21 protein-coding genes are annotated in these 18,476 nt (G+C 48.9%); 19 read left to right on the top strand and 2 right to left on the bottom strand.

Features of this window, described 5'->3' with window-relative positions; translation table 11 throughout:
* The first annotated feature begins 3 nt into the window (after positions 1-3).
* The 14 genes from LEUMU_RS0110490 to LEUMU_RS0110420 all read left to right on the top strand — a co-directional run bounded on the left by LEUMU_RS0110490 (position 4) and on the right by LEUMU_RS0110420 (position 12,324).
* Complete coding sequence (locus LEUMU_RS0110490) at positions 4-978, top strand: membrane dipeptidase (RefSeq protein WP_022952243.1); 975 nt, start codon at positions 4-6, stop codon at positions 976-978.
* A gap of 59 nt (positions 979-1,037) precedes the next feature.
* Complete coding sequence (locus LEUMU_RS0110485) at positions 1,038-1,466, top strand: putative toxin-antitoxin system toxin component, PIN family (RefSeq protein WP_022952242.1); 429 nt, start codon at positions 1,038-1,040, stop codon at positions 1,464-1,466.
* Positions 1,463-1,702, top strand: a complete 240-nt coding sequence (locus LEUMU_RS0110480) for a toxin-antitoxin system HicB family antitoxin (RefSeq protein WP_022952241.1) — start codon at positions 1,463-1,465, stop codon at positions 1,700-1,702. Before LEUMU_RS0110485 ends, LEUMU_RS0110480 begins: the two co-directional genes overlap by 4 nt.
* A gap of 48 nt (positions 1,703-1,750) precedes the next feature.
* Positions 1,751-1,945 (top strand): hypothetical protein, encoded by a 195-nt coding sequence (locus LEUMU_RS0110475; protein WP_022952240.1) that lies wholly within the window; start codon positions 1,751-1,753, stop codon positions 1,943-1,945.
* Positions 1,946-1,968: 23 nt separating this feature from the next.
* Entirely contained in the window at positions 1,969-3,675 is a 1,707-nt protein-coding gene (locus LEUMU_RS0110470) for a hypothetical protein (protein ID WP_022952239.1), read from the top strand.
* On the top strand, positions 3,672-4,268 hold the full coding sequence (locus LEUMU_RS0110465; RefSeq protein ID WP_022952238.1) for a DUF3726 domain-containing protein: 597 nt from the start codon (positions 3,672-3,674) through the stop codon (positions 4,266-4,268). The genes LEUMU_RS0110470 and LEUMU_RS0110465 overlap by 4 nt, the downstream gene beginning before the upstream one ends.
* 12 nt (positions 4,269-4,280) lie before the next feature.
* Complete coding sequence (locus tag LEUMU_RS25620) at positions 4,281-5,249, top strand: helix-turn-helix domain-containing protein (protein ID WP_157474307.1); 969 nt, start codon at positions 4,281-4,283, stop codon at positions 5,247-5,249.
* A 127-nt stretch (positions 5,250-5,376) separates the two neighbouring features.
* A complete protein-coding gene (locus LEUMU_RS27995) occupies positions 5,377-6,393 on the top strand; it encodes an MBL fold metallo-hydrolase (RefSeq protein WP_022952236.1) in 1,017 nt (338 codons plus the stop codon).
* A gap of 322 nt (positions 6,394-6,715) precedes the next feature.
* Positions 6,716-7,414, top strand: coding sequence for an outer membrane protein (locus tag LEUMU_RS0110450; RefSeq protein ID WP_022952235.1), 699 nt, complete (start codon positions 6,716-6,718; stop codon positions 7,412-7,414).
* A gap of 182 nt (positions 7,415-7,596) precedes the next feature.
* Entirely contained in the window at positions 7,597-8,559 is a 963-nt protein-coding gene (locus tag LEUMU_RS0110440; protein WP_022952233.1) for a ketopantoate reductase family protein, read from the top strand.
* Positions 8,560-8,570: 11 nt separating this feature from the next.
* Positions 8,571-9,491 (top strand): fructosamine kinase family protein, encoded by a 921-nt coding sequence (locus tag LEUMU_RS0110435; RefSeq protein ID WP_211223025.1) that lies wholly within the window; start codon positions 8,571-8,573, stop codon positions 9,489-9,491.
* A gap of 226 nt (positions 9,492-9,717) precedes the next feature.
* Positions 9,718-10,203: a MarR family transcriptional regulator gene (locus tag LEUMU_RS0110430; protein ID WP_022952231.1), complete on the top strand. Its 486-nt coding sequence runs from the start codon at positions 9,718-9,720 to the stop codon at positions 10,201-10,203.
* Complete coding sequence (locus LEUMU_RS0110425; RefSeq protein WP_022952230.1) at positions 10,200-11,264, top strand: HlyD family secretion protein; 1,065 nt, start codon at positions 10,200-10,202, stop codon at positions 11,262-11,264. Before LEUMU_RS0110430 ends, LEUMU_RS0110425 begins: the two co-directional genes overlap by 4 nt.
* 10 nt (positions 11,265-11,274) lie before the next feature.
* On the top strand, positions 11,275-12,324 hold the full coding sequence (locus tag LEUMU_RS0110420; protein ID WP_022952229.1) for a DUF2955 domain-containing protein: 1,050 nt from the start codon (positions 11,275-11,277) through the stop codon (positions 12,322-12,324).
* A gap of 101 nt (positions 12,325-12,425) precedes the next feature.
* Here LEUMU_RS0110420 and LEUMU_RS0110415 read toward each other — a convergent pair whose 3' ends face one another.
* Together LEUMU_RS0110415 and LEUMU_RS25610 are read right to left on the bottom strand one after the other, a co-directional pair.
* Entirely contained in the window at positions 12,426-12,806 is a 381-nt protein-coding gene (locus tag LEUMU_RS0110415; protein WP_022952228.1) for a carboxymuconolactone decarboxylase family protein, read from the bottom strand.
* Positions 12,799-13,479: a GntR family transcriptional regulator gene (locus LEUMU_RS25610; protein ID WP_022952227.1), complete on the bottom strand. Its 681-nt coding sequence runs from the start codon at positions 13,477-13,479 to the stop codon at positions 12,799-12,801. Before LEUMU_RS25610 ends, LEUMU_RS0110415 begins: the two co-directional genes overlap by 8 nt.
* Before the next feature lie 88 nt (positions 13,480-13,567).
* On the opposite strand from LEUMU_RS25610, the gene LEUMU_RS0110405 reads away from it, so the two are divergent.
* The 5 genes from LEUMU_RS0110405 to LEUMU_RS0110385 are packed head-to-tail and all read left to right on the top strand — an operon-like array spanning position 13,568 to position 18,464.
* On the top strand, positions 13,568-14,167 hold the full coding sequence (locus LEUMU_RS0110405; protein WP_022952226.1) for an amino acid synthesis family protein: 600 nt from the start codon (positions 13,568-13,570) through the stop codon (positions 14,165-14,167).
* A complete protein-coding gene (locus LEUMU_RS0110400; RefSeq protein WP_022952225.1) occupies positions 14,139-14,951 on the top strand; it encodes an alpha/beta fold hydrolase in 813 nt (270 codons plus the stop codon). The genes LEUMU_RS0110405 and LEUMU_RS0110400 overlap by 29 nt, the downstream gene beginning before the upstream one ends.
* The gene (locus LEUMU_RS0110395; RefSeq protein ID WP_022952224.1) at positions 14,948-15,874 is read left to right on the top strand and encodes a flavin reductase; all 927 of its coding nucleotides are present in this window, start codon (positions 14,948-14,950) and stop codon (positions 15,872-15,874) included. The genes LEUMU_RS0110400 and LEUMU_RS0110395 overlap by 4 nt, the downstream gene beginning before the upstream one ends.
* Positions 15,875-15,912: 38 nt before the next feature.
* Positions 15,913-16,950 carry an LLM class flavin-dependent oxidoreductase gene (locus LEUMU_RS0110390; protein WP_022952223.1) on the top strand — a complete coding sequence of 346 codons (1,038 nt, stop codon included), beginning with the start codon at positions 15,913-15,915 and terminating at the stop codon, positions 16,948-16,950.
* Positions 16,951-16,976: 26 nt separating this feature from the next.
* A complete protein-coding gene (locus LEUMU_RS0110385) occupies positions 16,977-18,464 on the top strand; it encodes an aldehyde dehydrogenase (RefSeq protein ID WP_022952222.1) in 1,488 nt (495 codons plus the stop codon).
* Positions 18,465-18,476: the final 12 nt, after the last annotated feature.

The following is an 18,476-nucleotide window of genomic DNA, read 5'->3' as shown; positions in this document are numbered from 1 at the left end:
GCCATGAACTTTCGCATCGACGGCCTGCAATATGCTAATTGGGGCGAGAAGATTTTTCGTGAAATGCGCACAGGAGGCATGGACGCGGTTCATGTCACCATCGCTTATCATGAGAATTTTCGTGAGACCGTAGCCAATATAGAAGCGTGGAATCTGTTGTTTGAAAAGCATCATGATTTGATTCTTCACGGCAAAACGGCCGCCGATGTGGCACTGGCAAAACAAACTAACCGCACCGCTATTTTCTTCGGTTTTCAAAACCCATCACCGATTGAAGATGACATTGGTTTGGTGGAAATCGTGCATACGCTTGGCGCACGGTTTATGCAGCTGACGTATAACAATCAGTCATTACTCGCGACCGGTTGTTATGAAGCTGAAGACCCTGGCATTACCCGCATGGGTCGTGAGGTGATTCGAGAAATGAATCGTGTCGGCTTGGTGGTCGATATGAGCCACTCGGCTGAACGCTCCACGCTGGAAGCTGCTGAAATTAGTGAGCGGCCCATTGTTGTGACGCATGCTAATCCACATAACTGGCATCCGGCACTACGTAATAAATCTGATGATGTGTTGAGAGCATTGGCGGAGTCTGGCGGTATGTTGGGCTTCTCTATGTATCCGCATCATTTGGCGGGAAGCACTGACTGCACCTTGCAGAGTTTCTGCGAAATGATTGCGCGTACTGCGGAGTTGATGGGCGTGGATCATATTGGTTTGGGATCGGATCTTTGTCAGGATCAGCCGGATTCTGTGGTGGAATGGATGCGCGTTGGGCGCTGGACTAAGCAGATTGATTATGGTGAAGGCTCAGCCAGTGCGCCGGGATTTCCGGATATGCCGGAGTGGTTTGGTGGCAATGCAGATTTCCCGAATATTGAGGCTGGATTGCGGCAGGTCGGATTTAGTGAGACGGATGTGCACAAGGTGATGGGCAATAACTGGCATCGCTTCTTTGAAGAGAATTTTGGTCCGTAAGGTGAGTCTAAGTAATAGCTAGGCTTTGCATAAATAATGGTACTATATATAATACCAAAATGAATAAAGTTAATGTAACGATAGATACTAATGTTTTAGTTGGTGCGCTTAAGTCTAACAGAGGAGCTTCATACAAATTATTGATGTCTTTGGTTGAAGGCTCGTTTGTACCCAATGTGTCAGTGCCTCTCTTCATTGAGTATGAATCCGTAGCAAAAAGATCTGGTTTGATTGTCGGCCTTACGGAGAAAGAGATTGATGACATTTTGAGTTATTTTTTGAGTCAATCAAACATACAGAAAATCTATTATCTATGGCGACCGTTACTGAAAGATCCAGGGGATGACTTGGTGCTTGAAGTTGCCGTTAAGTCACAAAGTGAATACATCATTACCTTTAACAAGAAAGATTTTGTTGGTTGTGAAAAATTTGGAATTGAATTAGTCACTCCATACGAATTTATGACCATTAGAGGATTACTGTCATGAGCACATTAAGTTTAAGACTAGCTACATCATTACATGAAGAAGTTAAGCTTCTCGCCAAAAGAGAAGGTATCTCAATCAATCAATTCGTTGCTTCAGCAGTAGCAGAAAAAATGTCTGCTTTAATGACTGAAGAGTATTTGGAAAAAAGAGCAAAAAAAGGTGATAAGAATGCATTTTTGGCTGCTATGGCAAAAGTCCCAGATGCCGAGCCTGAGATTCATGACCGTATAGAGTAAATGCATTAGTGTTTTTGATGCGTCGGCCTAAGAACAGGAGCACGTGTAATGGTTGAAGCAAGCTACTCTCATCGCAGCGGTGGCACTGAGTTAGTGCACTACAAAAAATTGCTTAAAGTACACCGCGAAGCTTGCGAGCTCATCGACAACTACCCTTGGGAATCCGAGCTGGCACTCAAGGATAAAATTAAAGACCTTTTTAATTACACAGTTGAATCTTTATACGATAAATACAAAGGGTAGTCGCCCTCTACTGGTAGGTGTCCATGCAAAACCGAAGCCCCCATCCCGCTTGGCAACCCAGCCAATACCACCGCTCACCTGAAACCGTGATGCGCCTCTCCCGAATGGGCAGCGCACACCAATCCCGCCTCTCATTTATGCGCACCTTACTACGCCGCATGAAGCGCGAAAACTGGCAATTCGACTGCAGCTTATGGGAGTTTGATGACCATGGCGTTGGACGTGCGGTGTACCAAGCCCAAGGCCCGGAGCGCACCTATTCTTTAGTGGCTTTCGCCCATGAACTCCCCGATGAATTACGCTCTGACCGAGTGATTGCTGAGGCATGGGACGCAACCTTTACGCTGTTCGATGGCATCCCCACCGAAGCAGACTTAAAGCGGCTCGCGAACAATGTGCCAAAGCAGGAAGCAGGGCGGGTGACGCCTTCGGAGCTCTCACTCTCTCGTGCCAATCGTTCAATGCGCTTGTTTGATTATGTCGCTAATACACTGGCCAAAGGCGAGCAGCCGGCGCGTGAAAAGCTGGAATGCATTGGTTATCTTATGCGTACCACAGCGGTGTATGGCTCCGGTAAATTTGGCGCGGCAGATCGGGATAAAATTCAGGATAGGGAGGAGTTATCCGGCCCATTTCAGGCAGAGATGTTATCAGTTTGGCTAATTCGGGCATTTACGCTGGACTTGGTGGAATACATGGCCAAGGTTCGTGGTGGCGATAAAGCCGTTGCGCTGGAGCCTGTATTGCGCCGCTGCATTGGCGTGGGGAATTCCACTGGCTTGGGCATGGCTCCCTTTATTGTGAATCATCCGATATTGCTTAATAACTGGATGATGGCGCGCGAGGAAGCCTTGGCGCGAGTCCGTTCACAAGCCACAGTCAGCGAAGATAAGCTTGAGTGCTTCAGGAAGTTTCTGGCGCGTGCGCAGATTAATGCCATGCAGTGGGAGTCTGAGCACCCAATTCAGAAGCCAAAAATTCAAACCTTGCAGCAAGAGTTAAAGCGCTTTAGCGAGCACTTAGATTCGGTTGACACCACGCAGCCTTACCTTTGGAATACGCTCTATTTATGGTGCGAAGAGCAGCTCACTGAAGAAACACAGGAGCAGGTTGCCATGCTGATGTTAGAACCATATCCCGAACTAGTGGATGGCTTAACCGACTGCATGAATGCCGATGAAACCCTGCCCATGATTGATACTAGGCTATCCATTCAGGCGATGCGGGACTTACTAAAAACGCATTACCAATGGGCTTTGGATACTGATTTTTCAGCAGTGACCAGCCGCAATCGCTTCTGGTATGTGTCTGAGGAAAAGCTGGAGCCACGCTTAGGTGAGCGCTTTAGCGAACCCGGCATGGAGCTGGAGCAGCCGCTGTGTGTGGCGTGGCATGTTTCTCAGCTGGATAAGGCCTTGGCTGAGTTCTCCGGCTCATCACTGGCGGCATTTTTACTGGTTCATCCAGAGTTCCGCCATGTGGTTCGTCGCGCGCAAATGGCAGAGAAATATCCTTATATGGAGATTCGTGACAACCTGATTGATGCCGACATGCTGCCGATCAATATGCTGCGCCTGAAGCTATCCTTCTTTGGTGCCACGCACTTTGATCCGCGCTCCGATCGTTGGGAGAGAATTACTATGTTCCAAGGCGCGCCGTTTCCTCATGAAATCACCACCCTGTCACCGGAAGGTTGGGCCTATCCGCCGTTAGAGGCTGCAAAACCATGATTTATTCCTTGAGTGAGATTGATGCGCAATGCAAAAAAGCCACGCGTGGTGCAGGCTTTGAATGGGGCCATGCGGAGGAGGCTGGTAAGGCTGCACGTTGGCTGGCAAAGCATGAGTTACCCGGTGCAGCGCTGCTAGCGGCTTACTTACCGCAATACGCCAATGCGCCAGAACACTTTCAGGGGATGTGCCCAATCGCTGCAGGTGCGGCGATTTGTGATAATGGTGACGCGATCGTGACGCAAGCAGTATATTTTAAGCAGCTGGCTTACCCGCTGTTATTGCTTCCTTATGTGGCGATGTTAGCGCGGGAACGGTCGTTGAATTTGGTGATCTCGTGGGATGGTGAGAGGATTGTGTGTAATTCAACAGGTATTTGTATATTGGAACAATCTGAGCCGAGTACGGATGCTGCCACCGATGTGTGCTGCGAAGTGTCAGGCAATAAGCAACAAGTTCGACAAGGGCAAATGGCAAAGCGAACGGGGCAGTTTATTCATGAGAGCGATTGGCAAGTGCTGGCGGAGTTGGCGCATCATACTTATGTGCCCGCCACTGAAGCGTCGAGGCTAGGGGCTGGGCCCGCTGATTAATGGACGCATTTCTTGAGTTCATCCTCGACTATGGCGCAGACTTCATCCATGGTTAATAAAAAGAACAACTCAGACATTCCTTTCCACTACTACAATGAAGCAGCGGATAACGTCCAATGTGAACAGGGCGAGCCACTTCTATCTCTCGATCCGCAGTTCCCGTTTGCAATTACGCAATTTGACTTAATGAATTCGTCTGCTCAGGCGGATTACCCGCATCGCCATGACTGCTATGAAGTGCTGTATATTTGCGGTGGCGAGGGGACACATATCATCGACTTTGAACCTCACCCTATTCAGCCACCAGTCTTCTATTTTCTCTCAAAAGATCAGGTCCACTTCTGGCAGCTTGAGAAGCCCTTGAAAGGCTATGCGCTGCTGTTTCCTGAAGAGTTTCTGGGCTTTCCTACTCAAAGTATTATCAGAACGCAAGACTTAGCCTTTTTCCAGCAGGCGGGACATGCGCCCTCACTGGCGATTGGCCCTGAAAATCAGGCGATGATTAGCAGCTTGCTTGAGGGAATTGAGGAAGAATTTAAAAACGAAGCTACGCGCAGTCTGTCGGTATTACGGGCCTATTTGCATATCCTGCTGACTAAACTCAATCGCTTATATCTGGCTGACTGCCCGGATGAATACTCTGCCAAAACCTCCTCACTGGTGCACCAGTTCCGGCAGTTAGTCGCTGAGCATTTTCTCACAGAGCAAGCCGTGCAGGATTATGCCAACAGGATAGGTATCAGCAGCAGCCATCTCACCGACACCGTTAAAGCGGTAACAGGATTCACGCCTGGCCAATTGATTCGTCAAAAACTGGCACTTGAAGCTAAACGTTTACTGGCTCATAGCAATGCTACCGTCGCTAAAATTGGCTACCGTTTAAACTTCGACGATGCATCCTACTTCGGGCGCTTCTTTAAGCGAGAAGTGGGTATGAGTCCGGCGGCGTTCCGACAGCTAACCCGTGAAAAGTACCAGTAAATCCGCGTTGGGCCTCTTAATAGATTTTAGGACTAATGCGATGATAGGTCATTCAAATACACTGCCTTTAGGCGTTAAACCGTTTTAAGTGGCGGCAGTTTTTAAATGATTGACAGGAGTATAAATCATGAAATGGTTAAATGTTCTGGCCATATGTTCCACTCTGCTATTTTCAGCGGCGAGTGGCACTACGTCAGCTGCTGAGAGTACGTTTGATGTTGAAGCGGTAAAGGCTAAATACAGCATTAGAGACTATGCCTATGCGCCGCTACCAGAGCGCGGATATAACTATTACAAAATCGCTGACAATGCCTATTTTGTGCATGACGATTTTGAGCATATGGTCTTTTTTGTTACGGATGATGGTGTGGTGGTTTACGACCCCAAGCCTGATGTGTCTCCGTTTGTACTCAAGGTTATTCCGGAAGTTACGGATAAGCCAATTACTCACGTAATTTACTCGCATCACCATCGTGATCATTCCGATGGAGCTTATTTGTTTCCGGAGTCTGCCGAGCTGATTGCCAATGAGCGCACTGCTAAATTCTTAGCAATCGCAAACGACCCAAAACGTCCGATGCCGGATACTACGTGGTCGGATAGCTATGTGCTGGAAACTGGTGGCTTGCGATTAGAGTTCAAAGATTTTGGACGCAACTGGCACTCTCAGGACGATACGATCATGTATGCGCCTCAGCAAAAGATCTTGTTTGCGACCGATACCTTCCACGCCGACGCCGCCCCATGGATTCACTTTGGCGAGTCCTCCGATCCGATGTTCGCATTTATGCTGCCCGGTATGCTGCTGGATACCTATGACTTCAACTTTGTGATTGCGGGCCATGAGCGCATTGTGCCAACGCGGGCGCATCTGGAAACCTACAAAGCGCTGATCGAAGACATGCAAAAGATTCTGTTTGAAGTTGTGAAGTCGCCAGCATTCCAAAATGCCTCCAAAGAAGCCGTTGCTCGTTATAAAGATGGCTTCGAGCATTGGGGTTACAAAGAAAATATTTTGATCGCCTCAAACATGTGTGCGAATAAGCTGATTGAGAACTGGGCTGGTCGTGTTCGAAATATCACGCTAAACGCAGTAGAAAATTGCCAGACGATGTTTATGCATCAGATTATTTTAGATCCATAGCAATTCATAGCAGTTGGTTGATCGCTCGGTAGGTCAATAAAACCTACCGGGTGCCAATGCTGTTGCGAGACCCAATAGTGCCATGCCGCTCATGGCTAGAGCGTATGGGAATGATTCATCGATTTCCCTCATAGTACTCATTACCATCGCCTTGTTTATTCTAATACGTCCAGATGTGAAGATTCATCCATCGAACAAATACAGCAAATCTCGACGCACTTAATATTCAAAATTATCGTAAATAATTAATATTTTACGAACTTAATAATTCTGAGAATATAAGTTGATAGAGGTTTCTACATTTTAATTTACGGTGGAAACAATGACATTTAAAACACTCGCAGCTATTCCTTTATTATCCATTTCACTCTTCACCTCAGCTGCGGTACAGGCAAATGCTGGCTGGTATGTTTCAGGTGATGTCGGTACTCAGGTCGGTCAGAATGAAGCCAGCCACAGTGGGACTAACTCAGCTAATACACCCAGTTATGATCTAGATGGAAATACCCTTGGTGGGGTTGCCGTGGGTTACGACACAGGCAATAAATTTCGTTTCGAAGGTGAGCTTCGCAAACGCAAACTCAATACCGATACATCAACACAAAACGGTCTGGCGACGCGATCAGAGGATACGTTCAATATTGATGGGGAAGATAAAAGCGTCACGTTGATGGCTAATGTGCTCTACGATATTCACACAGCTAGCAAGGTTAAGCCTTACCTAAAAGCGGGTGTCGGTTATTCTCGACATAAGACCAATGCACAATTAGATGGTAGCTTTCCTTCATTTGGCGGTTTTGAACTGAATGACTGGGATTATCCTGAAGGTGATGACACCAACTTTACCTGGGCGCTAGGGGCGGGTGTTAGTTACCCTGTTAAACAGAACTTATCAATTGACCTAGAGTACCAGTACATTGATATGGGTGATGTTTCAACAGGTGTTGACGTGAATGGTGACAGGATTGATTTTGATACGGCTTCACATGAAGTGACAGCGGGAATCACCTACCGGTTCTAATCAGCAATATTGGCTCGTCTTCTGCACCAATCGGCCAGCCCCGGTATTTAATACCGGGGCTAAGCCTTTTTCAAATAAATCGTTATCCATCTGGTATCTCCTCCAAAAAATCAACTTATGAAATATTGGCTTAGTATTTTTTGTACGATAGTCTGTATGGAACGATTTTTTGGAGGGTAACAATGCGTTTTCTAATAGTGGGAGCAGGCGGTATCGGGTGTTATTACGGTGCAAGGCTGCAAGTAGCCGGTCACTCAGTCTGTTATCTTGCCCGTGACGAGCACCTCGAAGCCATGCAGCGCAACGGCCTTACCGTGAGCCACGAAGACCTGTCATTCCATGAAGGCGTGGAAGCAATCGACATTGAGTATTTGCTACAACACGAAAACTGCAGCCAGTTCGACCTCATCGTACTTACCCTCAAAAGCGGCGCGACTGCGACCATCCTCGATCAACTCTCTGACTGGCTTACAGGCTGTGGAGTACCTATTTTATCATTGCAAAATGGCGTTGATAATGAATTGCTGATTGCCGAAAGTGTCGGCGCAAACAGAACCTTAGGCGGGCTTGCCGTGCGAATTGGCGGGCATATTACCAAGCCCGGTGAAGTCGAGGTTAAAGGCCCGGCGCAAGTCATTTTTGGCAGCTGGCCTAACCACGGCAGCGAGACAGCGGTGGATGCCAGCGCACTTGAATGCTTTGCAGAAATCTTTAACAAAGCCGGCATACCGACCCAACTTAGCGCTGATATTCAATATGAGCTATGGCGTAAACTGCTGATCAATAACGGCGTTAATCCGCTATCGGCTCTCACGGGTTTAAATACCAAGCGCCTGACCTCAGTCCCTGTATTTGCAAAAACAGTCTATCGAATGATGGAAGAAGTCGCCGCAGTCGCCAAAGCCGATCAAGTGCAGTTGGGGCAACAAGATATTGATGAAATGTTTGAGTTGATCAGTAACTTCGACGCCATTAAAACCTCAATGTTGGTTGATAAAGAGAAAGGCCGTCCATTGGAGTTGGATGGGATTAGCGGTGCTGTGATTCGGCGAGCTAAGCAGCTGGGTATTGAGGTTCCGGTTACTGAACTTATTCATGCCTTACTAGAGTCGCAAGCAGAGCAGTCAGTTGCTGTTGGCGTTTGATGGTATCCGCAGTGCAAAATACAGAGCAAACCGCACAACAACTGCAGCAGATCCTGACGGAGCAATTAGGTGAGGGCGCTCAGCTCAACACTTTCGAGACTGTGTATGGTGGCAATATAAATCAAGCCTACCAGTTGAGTATCGGCGCCAATCCCTCGTTACCGAACAAACAACCAAGCCAGTTGTTTATCAAGCTCAACCACCTAAGCCAGCTTGAAATGTTTGCGGCGGAATATGCTGGCTTGCAAGCAATCATGCAAAGTGGCCGCATCAGATGCCCCAAGCCAATTGCTTATGGAGCCGGTGAAAACGTCAGTTACCTGCTGATGGAATACATCACTTTAGCGCCTCCCAACGCAAACTCACAGCGTGAGGCCGGCTTGCAGCTGGCTGCGCTGCATCAAACCGTTGAATCGGAAGGCCGTTTTGGCTGGCACCAAGACAATACAATTGGTAGCACTCACCAATCCAATCGATACCACATAAATTGGGTCGATTTTTGGCTCGAAGAGCGTTTAATGCCGCAGCTTAAACTAGCCAAAAAGCAGGGCATGAGCGCTAGAGATTATGAAGCGGGGTTAAGCCTGTGTGATCAACTTCCGCGGTTTTTTAAACGCTATCGGCCAGAGCCATCACTGTTACACGGAGATCTGTGGAGCGGCAATATGGGCTATGATGCCAGTGGCGAACCCGTAATATTCGACCCTGCTTGCTACTATGGCGACCGCGAAACCGACTTGGCAATGACCGAACTATTCGGCGGTTTTAACGAGCAATTCTACCAAGCCTACAACGAAGCTTTTCCCATCGACAGCGGCTACCGACAACGCAAAGCCCTCTATCAGCTCTACCACATCCTCAATCATTACCACTTATTTGGTGGCAACTACGGCCAGCAAGCCACCAGAATAATAAAAGACCTACTACTCTAACAACTCACCGCCACTACTCAAGCAGGCCAGCCCCCGTATTAAATTCACGCAGTCCTTACGAGCAAAGCGAGTCGGCGAAGTGAATTTAATACGGGGGCTGGCTCCGGAATATTTTCTTCGCTCTACATTATTTAATTTTAATAAAGCCATCTCGCACTTACTTAGCAGGCTAACTAATGCTAATCTCCACGCCATTAGTTAGCCTGCTAAGTAATTGGAGATGGTGATGGCCAAGCAAGTTCCTTTTTATGAAACCCTAGATTTAAACCTGTGCGCCCATATGGGCCGCGTGCATCGTATATGCCGTGATGCGGTGACGATTGCCGTTGAGCCAATGGGTTTAACACAATCCCGCTGGACTGTGTTAATGCATGTGAGCCTGCTCAAGGAGAACGCGACGCAGCTTGAAGTTGCCCGAAGTCTCGGTATAGAAATGCCGTCACTCACGCGCACACTCAAGCAGCTGGAAGAGCAGTTGCTAATCACTCGTCGTATTGATGAGGAAGATAAGCGCAGTAAAAAAATCTACTTTACGGAGCAGGGCCGTGTGGTGATGGAGGCGGTAAAAGAAAAAATCGCCGATATTCGGGATCAGCTGTACAGCGGTTTAAGCACTGAGCAGTTGGATGCCATTGCGTATGGCTTGGTAGAAATGGAAAAAAACGCCCAAAATTGCATTCAAAATCAAGTTAAAAATAGAGCTAAGTCATGACTCCGGATCAAAAATTTACGCGCTATGTGAGGCTATCGCTGGCGCTGTTCGTATTGGTGTTTATTTATTATTTAGCGGCGGATGTCTTGTTCCCCGTCACGCCTCAGGCGCGTGTGTATCACTCTGTTGTGCAGGTCTCCCCGCAAGTCAGTGGTCGGGTAACGAAGGTATTGGTCAAAAATAACCAGCCAGTCAAGGCGGGCGATTTATTGTTTGAAATCGATTCAGCTGCTTACACGTTGGCGATAGAACAAGTCCGGATAGATCTCGAAGAGGTGAAGCTGCAAAATAGACGCCTCGATACCAATATTCGAGTGATTAAGGAAAAAATCAGTGCGGCCAAGGCCAAGCAATATGAGCAGTCGCTGTTAAAAAAGCGGGGGCAGGAGTTGTATAGAAAAAGCTATATGTCGGCGCAGGAGCTGCAGAGTATCAATGCGAATTTTGACGTGAGCCAAGCCGATGAGGCGGCGCTAGAGGCAGAGTTAGCGGAAGCTATTTTAGCGCGTGGAGCGCCGGGTGAGATGAATCTTGCCAGACGCCATGCCGCCAACCAGCTGGCTGAGGCGAAGCTTAATTTGTCGTACACACAAGTACGGGCCTTAAGCGATGGCATCGTTTCTAATTTGCAGTTACTCGAGGGGGCCTATGCGGTTGCAGGTAAGCCGTTGCTGGCGATTGTGGCCAAAAAGGCCGACTTGGTTGCGGACTTCAGAGAAAAGTCATTGATGAATATGAAACCCGGTAGCTTGGCCAAGGTGGTTTTTGATAGCCGCCCCGGCGAAGTATACGATGCGAAAATTACTACTTTTGAAGCGGGTGTCAGCGATGGTCAGTTAAGCGCCGATGGCTTGCTCAGCACGACGGAATCCAGCAACCGATGGGTACGTGATGCACAGCGTCAACGCATTCATTTAACACTCGTCAATAATGAAAGCCTGATCGCGAATCTGCCCAGTAGTGCGCGGGCGACGGTACAGTTATTGCCAGAGTTTCCCCTCGGACAACGACTGGCGGACCTGCAGATAAAGTTTATCAGCTGGTTACATTACATCTATTAATGGAGGTGCTATGAGTCAAGTTGCTGGCCACGTGCCACAATTAGATGCGAATGGGCTGCGCCAGGCACTGCGGGTTGCGAGTGGCTGTACGCTTGGCTTTGCAATCAGTAAGTTGATGGACTGGCCGTATGGTATCTTTTTTACGGTGTACCCGATGCTGCTTTTGGGGATGGTGCCTGTCTTAAATCGAAGCATTGTGCGTCAGTTTTTTGCCTCGGCGGGATTTAGTGCGTTTGTGGTGTTGATCATCCAAGGCTTTGTTTCACACTTACCCGTGGTGATGATCCTGCTGGTGTTTCTTATCTTTTGTTTTTTATTTCATAAGATGAGCAGCGGCAGTGCCTTTTTATTTGGTGCGATGAGCGTTGTGGGATTATCGATTCAACTTCACTTTTCCAGCTATGTTGATCAAGGCGGCAGTATCTACCCAATGATTCTGAGCAACGCAATGGCTATGCTGGTGACGGTACTGATTGCGCTTGCAATGCATGGCTTGTTTCCGGATGTTGCGCCGCGCTCTGGTCGCGCGATGCCTCCAAAAGCGAAAGCAAGCATTCGCCATGAGGTCATCTTATGCGCAACGGTTGCCACGCTGTCGTTTGTGGTTTTTCAAGTGTTTGATTTGCAGGACTCAATCTCCGCACAAGCCTCATCTGTTTTAATTTTGTTTTCGCTGTGTTGGAAGGCAACCGGAATGTCAGGCTGGCAGAGAGTGATAGGTACACTGATCGGCTGCAATGCGGCGCTGTTATCGCAATTGCTTTTATATAACCACGCCGATTTTCTCCTGTTTCCGGTGTTGATTTTGTGGATCTTATCGTTTGTTTTCTCCCGGTTACATATCTTAGGAGGAGGTCCGCCGGGAATCGGCTTTGGTGTACTAACAACCTTTGGGATTTTATTCGGGCAGTCATTAGGGGCGGGACAAGACTTAGTTTACAGTGCCTTATACCGCTTCAGCTCAGTCGCGGTGGCCATTCTTTTGAGCTTGTGTGTTGTTTATCTCATGGATAAATTGCTGAATCGGTTTAGTGCCACCCGCCACCATACTTATGTGTAGTGATTTGGGTAGCAGGCCAGCGCCAGTATTAAATCCACTTCGCCGACTCGCTTTGCTCGTAAGGACTGCGTGAATTTAATACTGGCGCTGGCCAAGAAACATCAAAGTTGTCCGTCTTCCTCTAGCACCTTGCGCGCCACCCGAAAACATTCTAAGGCCTGCGGCACCCCGCAATAAATCCCCACAACATGAATAATCGCGCGAATTTCTTCTTTAGTGACGCCGTTATTGATGGCGCCACGGCAGTGAATTTCCCACTCATGCATTTTACCCAATCCGCCAATCATGCTGAGATTCATCATCGAGCGGGTTTTAGGGTCAATCACATCATCACCCCAACCAAAGCCCCAGCACCAAGCCGTCATCGCTTCCTGAAACGGCAGGGTAAAGTCATCAGCTGCGCTAAGGTTCTTCTCAACGTATTCTGCGCCAAGCGTAGCCTTACGCTGAGCCAAGCCTTTTTCAAATAAATCCTTATCCATCCAGTACATCCTCTTTAGATTTTTCCAACTCGTGCAAGGCAATATGCATTGCTTGTTCAAGGTGCCGTCTACAAGCTGCTGAAGCTTGTTTTGGGTCGTGTTGTTTAATGGCATCGGTAATCGCCATCAAGTTTTTTGGGCCTTCTGTTGCACGTCCTTTAGAGCTTAGCGTAACTGCACGCAACCGCCCGATACGGCCATTTAGGCGCTCTACCAAATCCCATGCAACGCTCTTTTCTCCCTGCATAAATACAGTTTGATAAAATAATCGGGTGTCACTCAGCGCTTGTTTTATATCAGCTTGGTTTAGGGCGTTACCAATCTTATTGCAATATTGTTCCAGCAACTCAACGGTTTTATCGTTGGCGGCCTCGGCGCAACTGGCTATTGCCGCGCTTTCCAGCATGGCTCGAATCTCATAAATCTCCTTAACCTCATGCGGGTGAAGGGTGGCAACAGAAGGGCCAACATTGGGCTTGGAGGTGATCAGCTGTTCGCTCTCTAAATGATGAATACATTCACGAATCACGGTTCGGCTGACGCCTAACTGCTCGCATAGTTCGCGTTCTTTTAAGCGTTCTCCGGGCAAAAAATAGCCCAGAGTAATGGCTTCACGCAATCGTTCCAGCGCGGTTTCTTTGAGTGTTTTTGGGCGTTCCAAGTTCGATAGCATAATTTTTTTAGGCGTTGATTAGAAATGAGTTTGCTTTTTTGTATATTGTATACCATCATACAAAAAATATCGAATATTGGTACTAGACATGACGCCTGAAATTAGAAAAATCGTAACCTTTGAAGAAGAAGTCCTGATTGAGGGCTTTCGTAAAGCTGATAAGCCTTGGAGATTGTTTGCTGTCGCAGCAGTTATTAAGAACCCTTGGGCTGGTCGCTATGTTGAGAATTTGAACCCGGAAATCCGGGCTTATGGTCCGGTTCTTGGAGAGTTGTTAACGCAACGAATCGTAGCGCTAGCTGGTGGCGGTGATGCCATTGAAGCCTACGGCAAAGCCGGTGTGGTCGGTACCAATGGTGAAATAGAACATGCCTCGGCACTGATTCACACGCTGCACTTTGGTAATCATTATCGCGAAGCCGTCGGTGCAAAAAGCTACTTATCCTTTACCAATACCCGCGGCCCCGCGAACGCGGCTATCAGCATTCCATTGATGGATAAAAACGACGCAGGACGACGCTCCCACTATCTGACGATTCAGTTTTCAATTGCCGATGCACCAGGTCCGGATGAGGTGGTGATTGTGTTGGGTGGCGCTTCGGGCGGACGTCCTCACCACCGCATTGGTGATCGTTATCAGGATTTAAAAGAGTTAGGCCATGACGTCAATAATCCTGCATCGGTATAAAACACCCGACGGCATTGCCTATCACCGTAGCGGCAACATGGCGGGAATTCCCGTGGTGTTGGTGCATGGCGTCGGCTTACGATCGGAGAGTTGGTACCAGCAAATTGAGTCACTGCAAGCTCAGTATGATGTGTTCGCCATGGATATGCCCGGTCACGGCGAGAGCGAGCTGATTGATCAGGAGCCAGCGACTTTGACCGACTTTGTAACGCGCTTAGCCTCATTTATAGAAACGGTTGTTGGTCGCCCTGCAGTCATTATTGGTCATTCTATGGGAGCATTGCTGGCGCTGACATTAGCCAGCCGCTATCCCAAATTGTGCCGTGGCGTTGTATCGCTAAATGCCGTGTATCAACGAACGGATGAGGCTCGACAAGCCGTCCAGACTCGGGCGGCGAATTTACGGGCCGCAACACAGGCTGATCCAACGGCACCGGTCAAACGCTGGTTTAGTGATACACCGTCAGCGCAGGATGAGCGCCATGCCGCCATGTGTTGTGAATGGTTGTTGGCGGCTAACTTAGCAGGCTATGCCGCTGCGTATTTCGTATTTTCACAAGAAGATGGGCCAGCGACTGCCGACTTAGAAGCGCTTGATTTACCCTGTTTATTCATTACCGGCGCATTGGATGCAAACTCCAATCCGGCAATGAGCCAAGCCATGGCAGCCTGTGTAAATGGCTCCGAGGTACTGGTCATTAGTGACTCACGCCACATGACACCATTAACCCATGCTGAGGCTGTTAACCCGGCTCTGCTGGGATTTTTAGGAGGACTTTTATGACTCATTTCGACCCTAAAGCCTTGCGGCAGGCGTTCGGTACGTTTCTAACCGGCGTTACCGTGGTCACCGCCAAAAGTAACACAGGAGAATTGGTGGGGTTTACCGCCAATTCTTTTACCTCCGTCTCCCTTGAGCCACCCTTGCTATTAGTTTGTCCCAGCAAATCGCTAACGAGCTATCCGGTGTTTGATGAATGCACTCACTTTGCCGTGAATGTTCTGGCAGAAGATCAGCAGGATGTGTCCAATCTATTTGCCGGTTTTAGCGGGGATCGTTTCGCCGAAGTGCAGTGGCATCCGGATGCCTTTGGCTCTCCTATTCTCGCTGGAGCCACCAGCAGCTTTTCATGCAGCACACATCAAAAGGTGGATGCTGGCGACCACGTGGTGTTGATGGGCGAGATTCAGGATTTCAGCAGCACCGGCCAAGAAGGCTTGGGCTATTCCAACCAAGGCTATTTTAGTCTGGGATTAGAGCGTGGGGCCGGGGAAGCACCCGCCACGGTTCGCTCGTTTCGGGTTGGCGCAATTATTGAAGCTGATGGCAAAGTCTTGTTGCAAAGCAGCGATGACGGCTACCGCCTACCTAGCGTGGAAGTTCAAAGTCGAACCGGTGCCTTAGCCGCCATTCGTGAGTACCTGCAGGATGCAGGCTTAGCGGCAGACTTGGGGCCGGTTTATTCCATTTTTGACAATCCTAAAACTGGCGACTACTCAGTCTACTTTCTGGCCAACAGCCATGAGTCTATCGCGACTGAGTTTGGAGAGTACGTGGCTTTAGACACGCTGGCAGACATCGCACTGGCTTCCGAACCCCTTAAAACTATGCTTAACCGTTACGCACTGGAGCGCCAGACTGGCGTGTTTGGTTTGTATCTGGGGGATGAGGATGATGGGGATGTTCACAGTTTGCATACTGCTTAATATCGAGCCACTGAAAAAGCACCAATGATGGAGAGGCTATGAAATTTTCTTTATTTGCACACATGGAGCGGGTCACCGCCGATGTCCCGCACACAACACTGTACGATGAGTTCGTTACGCTCTGCCAAATGGCGGATGAAGGCGGCATGCACGCGGTATGGACCGGTGAACATCATGGGATGGAGTTTACAATTGCCCCCAACCCATTCACTACGCTGGTTGATTTAGCCCATCGTACCAAGCACGTTCGCTTGGGAACCGGTACGGTGATTGCACCGTTTTGGCATCCCATAAAGCTGGCAGGTGAAGCAGCGATGACCGATGTGATTACTGGCGGGCGTTTGGATATTGGTATTGCACGCGGTGCTTATAGTTACGAATACGAACGCTTGATGCCGGGAATGGATGCCTGGGAAGCGGGGCAGCGCATGCGTGAAATCGTTCCGGCTATCCGGAAGCTGTGGGCAGGCGATTACGCACATAAGGGTGAGTTTTATCAATTCCCATCCAGCACCAGTGCACCCAAACCGGTACAGGCAGGTGGGCCGCCGCTATGGGTTGCCGCACGCGACCCCAACAGCCATGAATTCGCAGTCGCCAATAGTTGCAATGTGCAAGTGACACCACTATGGCTCGGTTTAGAAGAAATCGAAACTCTAATGCAGCGCTTCAACGATGCCTGTGAAAAATATGCTGAAACGCCGCGCCCCAAAGTGATGCTGCTACAGCACACCTATGTTGGTAAAGATGAAGCCGCACTAGAGCAGGCAGCTAGGCAGCTAAGCCGTTTCTATTGTTACTTTGGCTCATGGTTTAAAAATGAGCGGCCAGTATCGCAAGCGAAAATTAAAGCGCTGACCGACGATGAGATGGCCAAAATCGAGATGTACAGTCCTGAGAACATGCGCAAAAACTTACTGATCGGAACCCCGCAGCAAGTGATAGACCGACTCAAGCACTATGAAGACTTGGGCTATGATGAGTTTTCCTTTTGGATTGATTCGGGGATGAGTAGTGAAGACAAACGTGAATCACTCTCTCGTTTTATTGATGAAGTAATGCCAGCCTTTAGCTGAAACACAACACCTGCAGGAGCAACATAATGACCACCCAATTACCCATGTTTCAGCTGTATATCGATGGCCAATGGACTGATGGCAGCAAGCAACAAACCATGCAGACCGTTAACCCTGCTACCGGCCAGCCTTGGGCCGAATTTGCCTGCACCAGCGCTGAGGACGTGAACCGTGCGATTGTTGCTGCACGGCGTGCCCTAAATGAAGGCCCATGGTCGGAAATGACCGCCACTCAACGCGGAAAGCTGCTCTACAAACTGGCTGACTTGATTCAGGAAAATGCCCACAAACTGGGTGAACTGGAAACTACCGACAGCGGAAAGTTACTGGCAGAAACTAAAAGCCAAACCGGCTATGTTGCCGACTACTACCGCTATTACGCCGGGCTGGCGGACAAGATTCAGGGCGCGACCTTGCCCATCGATAAGCCAGATATGCACGTATTCACCACCCGCGAGCCGATTGGTGTGGTGGCTGCGATTGTACCGTGGAATGCGCAAATGTTTCTAACCGCGACCAAGCTAGGGCCAGCCTTGGCAGCAGGTTGTACGGTAGTATTAAAAGCTTCCGAGATTTCACCGGTTGCTATGCTTGAATTTGCGCGCTTGATTGATGAAGCAGGTTTTCCTGCGGGCGTTATCTCGGTGATTACTGGTGATGCGGATAATTGTGCAATTCCCTTAACCAGTCACCCCGATGTAGATCGCATTGCGTTCACCGGTGGCCCTGAAACGGCACGGCATGTGGTGCGAAACTCGGCCAATAACTTTGCGGTGACTACGCTGGAGTTAGGCGGTAAATCGCCGATTCTGGTGTTTGATGATGCAGATTTAGATAGCGCAGCCAATGGCTTGATCGCCGGTAATTTTGGAGCATCGGGGCAGTCCTGTGTGGCGGGCTCGCGTGCTTTTGTGCAGCGATCCATTAAAGACAAACTGATCGCGCTGATCAAAGAAAAGGCCACCTCGATTGTGATTGGTGATCCGCTCGATGCTAACAGCCATGTCGGGCCGCTTTGTACCAGTGCGCAGGTTGAACGCATTGAAGACACTCTGGAAAAAGCCAAAGCGCAGGGAGCTAATATTGTGTTTGGTGGCGTGCGTCCGCAAGGTTTGGAGCAGGGCAATTACTTTAGCCCAACGCTGGTGGACTGCCCAGATGATCAAACTGAAACGCTAACCGTTGAGATGTTTGGGCCGGTGATGTCGATCGTGCCATTTGATACTGAAGCTGAAGCAATTGCGATGGCGAATGACAGCGTTTACGGGCTTGGCTCGGGGATATTTACGCAGAACCTGGCGCGGGCGCATCGCGTATCGAAGAAGATTAAGGCAGGGATATGCTGGGTAAATACCTATCGGGCGATATCGCCGATTGCGCCATTTGGAGGCTATGGTGACTCGGGCTATGGGCGTGAAGCGGGGCTGGATGCGGTGTTAGATTATACCAATACTAAGACGACCTGGATTAATACATCGGATGCGCCGATGGCTAATCCGTTTGTTATGAGATAAAGGTGGTTTGGG

This window comes from Leucothrix mucor DSM 2157, assembly GCF_000419525.1.
Classification (GTDB): domain Bacteria; phylum Pseudomonadota; class Gammaproteobacteria; order Thiotrichales; family Thiotrichaceae; genus Leucothrix; species Leucothrix mucor.
Note: the sequence above shows the minus strand (reverse complement) of the source record. Positions and strands in the feature narration are given on the sequence as shown.

Excerpts from the sequence above, each read along its gene's own strand:
- LEUMU_RS0110480 (WP_022952241.1), top strand. The coding sequence starts at position 1,463 with ATGAGCACATTAAGTTTAAGACTAGCTACATCATTACATGAAGAAGTT.
- LEUMU_RS25610 (WP_022952227.1), bottom strand. The coding sequence starts at position 13,479 with ATGCTATCGAACTTGGAACGCCCAAAAACACTCAAAGAAACCGCGCTG.
- LEUMU_RS0110475 (WP_022952240.1), top strand. The coding sequence starts at position 1,751 with ATGGTTGAAGCAAGCTACTCTCATCGCAGCGGTGGCACTGAGTTAGTG.
- LEUMU_RS0110385 (WP_022952222.1), top strand. The coding sequence starts at position 16,977 with ATGACCACCCAATTACCCATGTTTCAGCTGTATATCGATGGCCAATGG.
- LEUMU_RS0110485 (WP_022952242.1), top strand. The coding sequence starts at position 1,038 with ATGAATAAAGTTAATGTAACGATAGATACTAATGTTTTAGTTGGTGCG.
- LEUMU_RS0110490 (WP_022952243.1), top strand. The coding sequence starts at position 4 with ATGAACTTTCGCATCGACGGCCTGCAATATGCTAATTGGGGCGAGAAG.
- LEUMU_RS0110400 (WP_022952225.1), top strand. The coding sequence starts at position 14,139 with ATGACGTCAATAATCCTGCATCGGTATAAAACACCCGACGGCATTGCC.
- LEUMU_RS0110450 (WP_022952235.1), top strand. The coding sequence starts at position 6,716 with ATGACATTTAAAACACTCGCAGCTATTCCTTTATTATCCATTTCACTC.
- LEUMU_RS0110415 (WP_022952228.1), bottom strand. The coding sequence starts at position 12,806 with ATGGATAAGGATTTATTTGAAAAAGGCTTGGCTCAGCGTAAGGCTACG.
- LEUMU_RS0110390 (WP_022952223.1), top strand. The coding sequence starts at position 15,913 with ATGAAATTTTCTTTATTTGCACACATGGAGCGGGTCACCGCCGATGTC.
- LEUMU_RS0110440 (WP_022952233.1), top strand. The coding sequence starts at position 7,597 with ATGCGTTTTCTAATAGTGGGAGCAGGCGGTATCGGGTGTTATTACGGT.
- LEUMU_RS0110425 (WP_022952230.1), top strand. The coding sequence starts at position 10,200 with ATGACTCCGGATCAAAAATTTACGCGCTATGTGAGGCTATCGCTGGCG.
- LEUMU_RS0110470 (WP_022952239.1), top strand. The coding sequence starts at position 1,969 with ATGCAAAACCGAAGCCCCCATCCCGCTTGGCAACCCAGCCAATACCAC.
- LEUMU_RS0110405 (WP_022952226.1), top strand. The coding sequence starts at position 13,568 with ATGACGCCTGAAATTAGAAAAATCGTAACCTTTGAAGAAGAAGTCCTG.
- LEUMU_RS0110420 (WP_022952229.1), top strand. The coding sequence starts at position 11,275 with ATGAGTCAAGTTGCTGGCCACGTGCCACAATTAGATGCGAATGGGCTG.
- LEUMU_RS0110430 (WP_022952231.1), top strand. The coding sequence starts at position 9,718 with ATGGCCAAGCAAGTTCCTTTTTATGAAACCCTAGATTTAAACCTGTGC.
- LEUMU_RS0110395 (WP_022952224.1), top strand. The coding sequence starts at position 14,948 with ATGACTCATTTCGACCCTAAAGCCTTGCGGCAGGCGTTCGGTACGTTT.
- LEUMU_RS0110465 (WP_022952238.1), top strand. The coding sequence starts at position 3,672 with ATGATTTATTCCTTGAGTGAGATTGATGCGCAATGCAAAAAAGCCACG.
- LEUMU_RS27995 (WP_022952236.1), top strand. The coding sequence starts at position 5,377 with ATGAAATGGTTAAATGTTCTGGCCATATGTTCCACTCTGCTATTTTCA.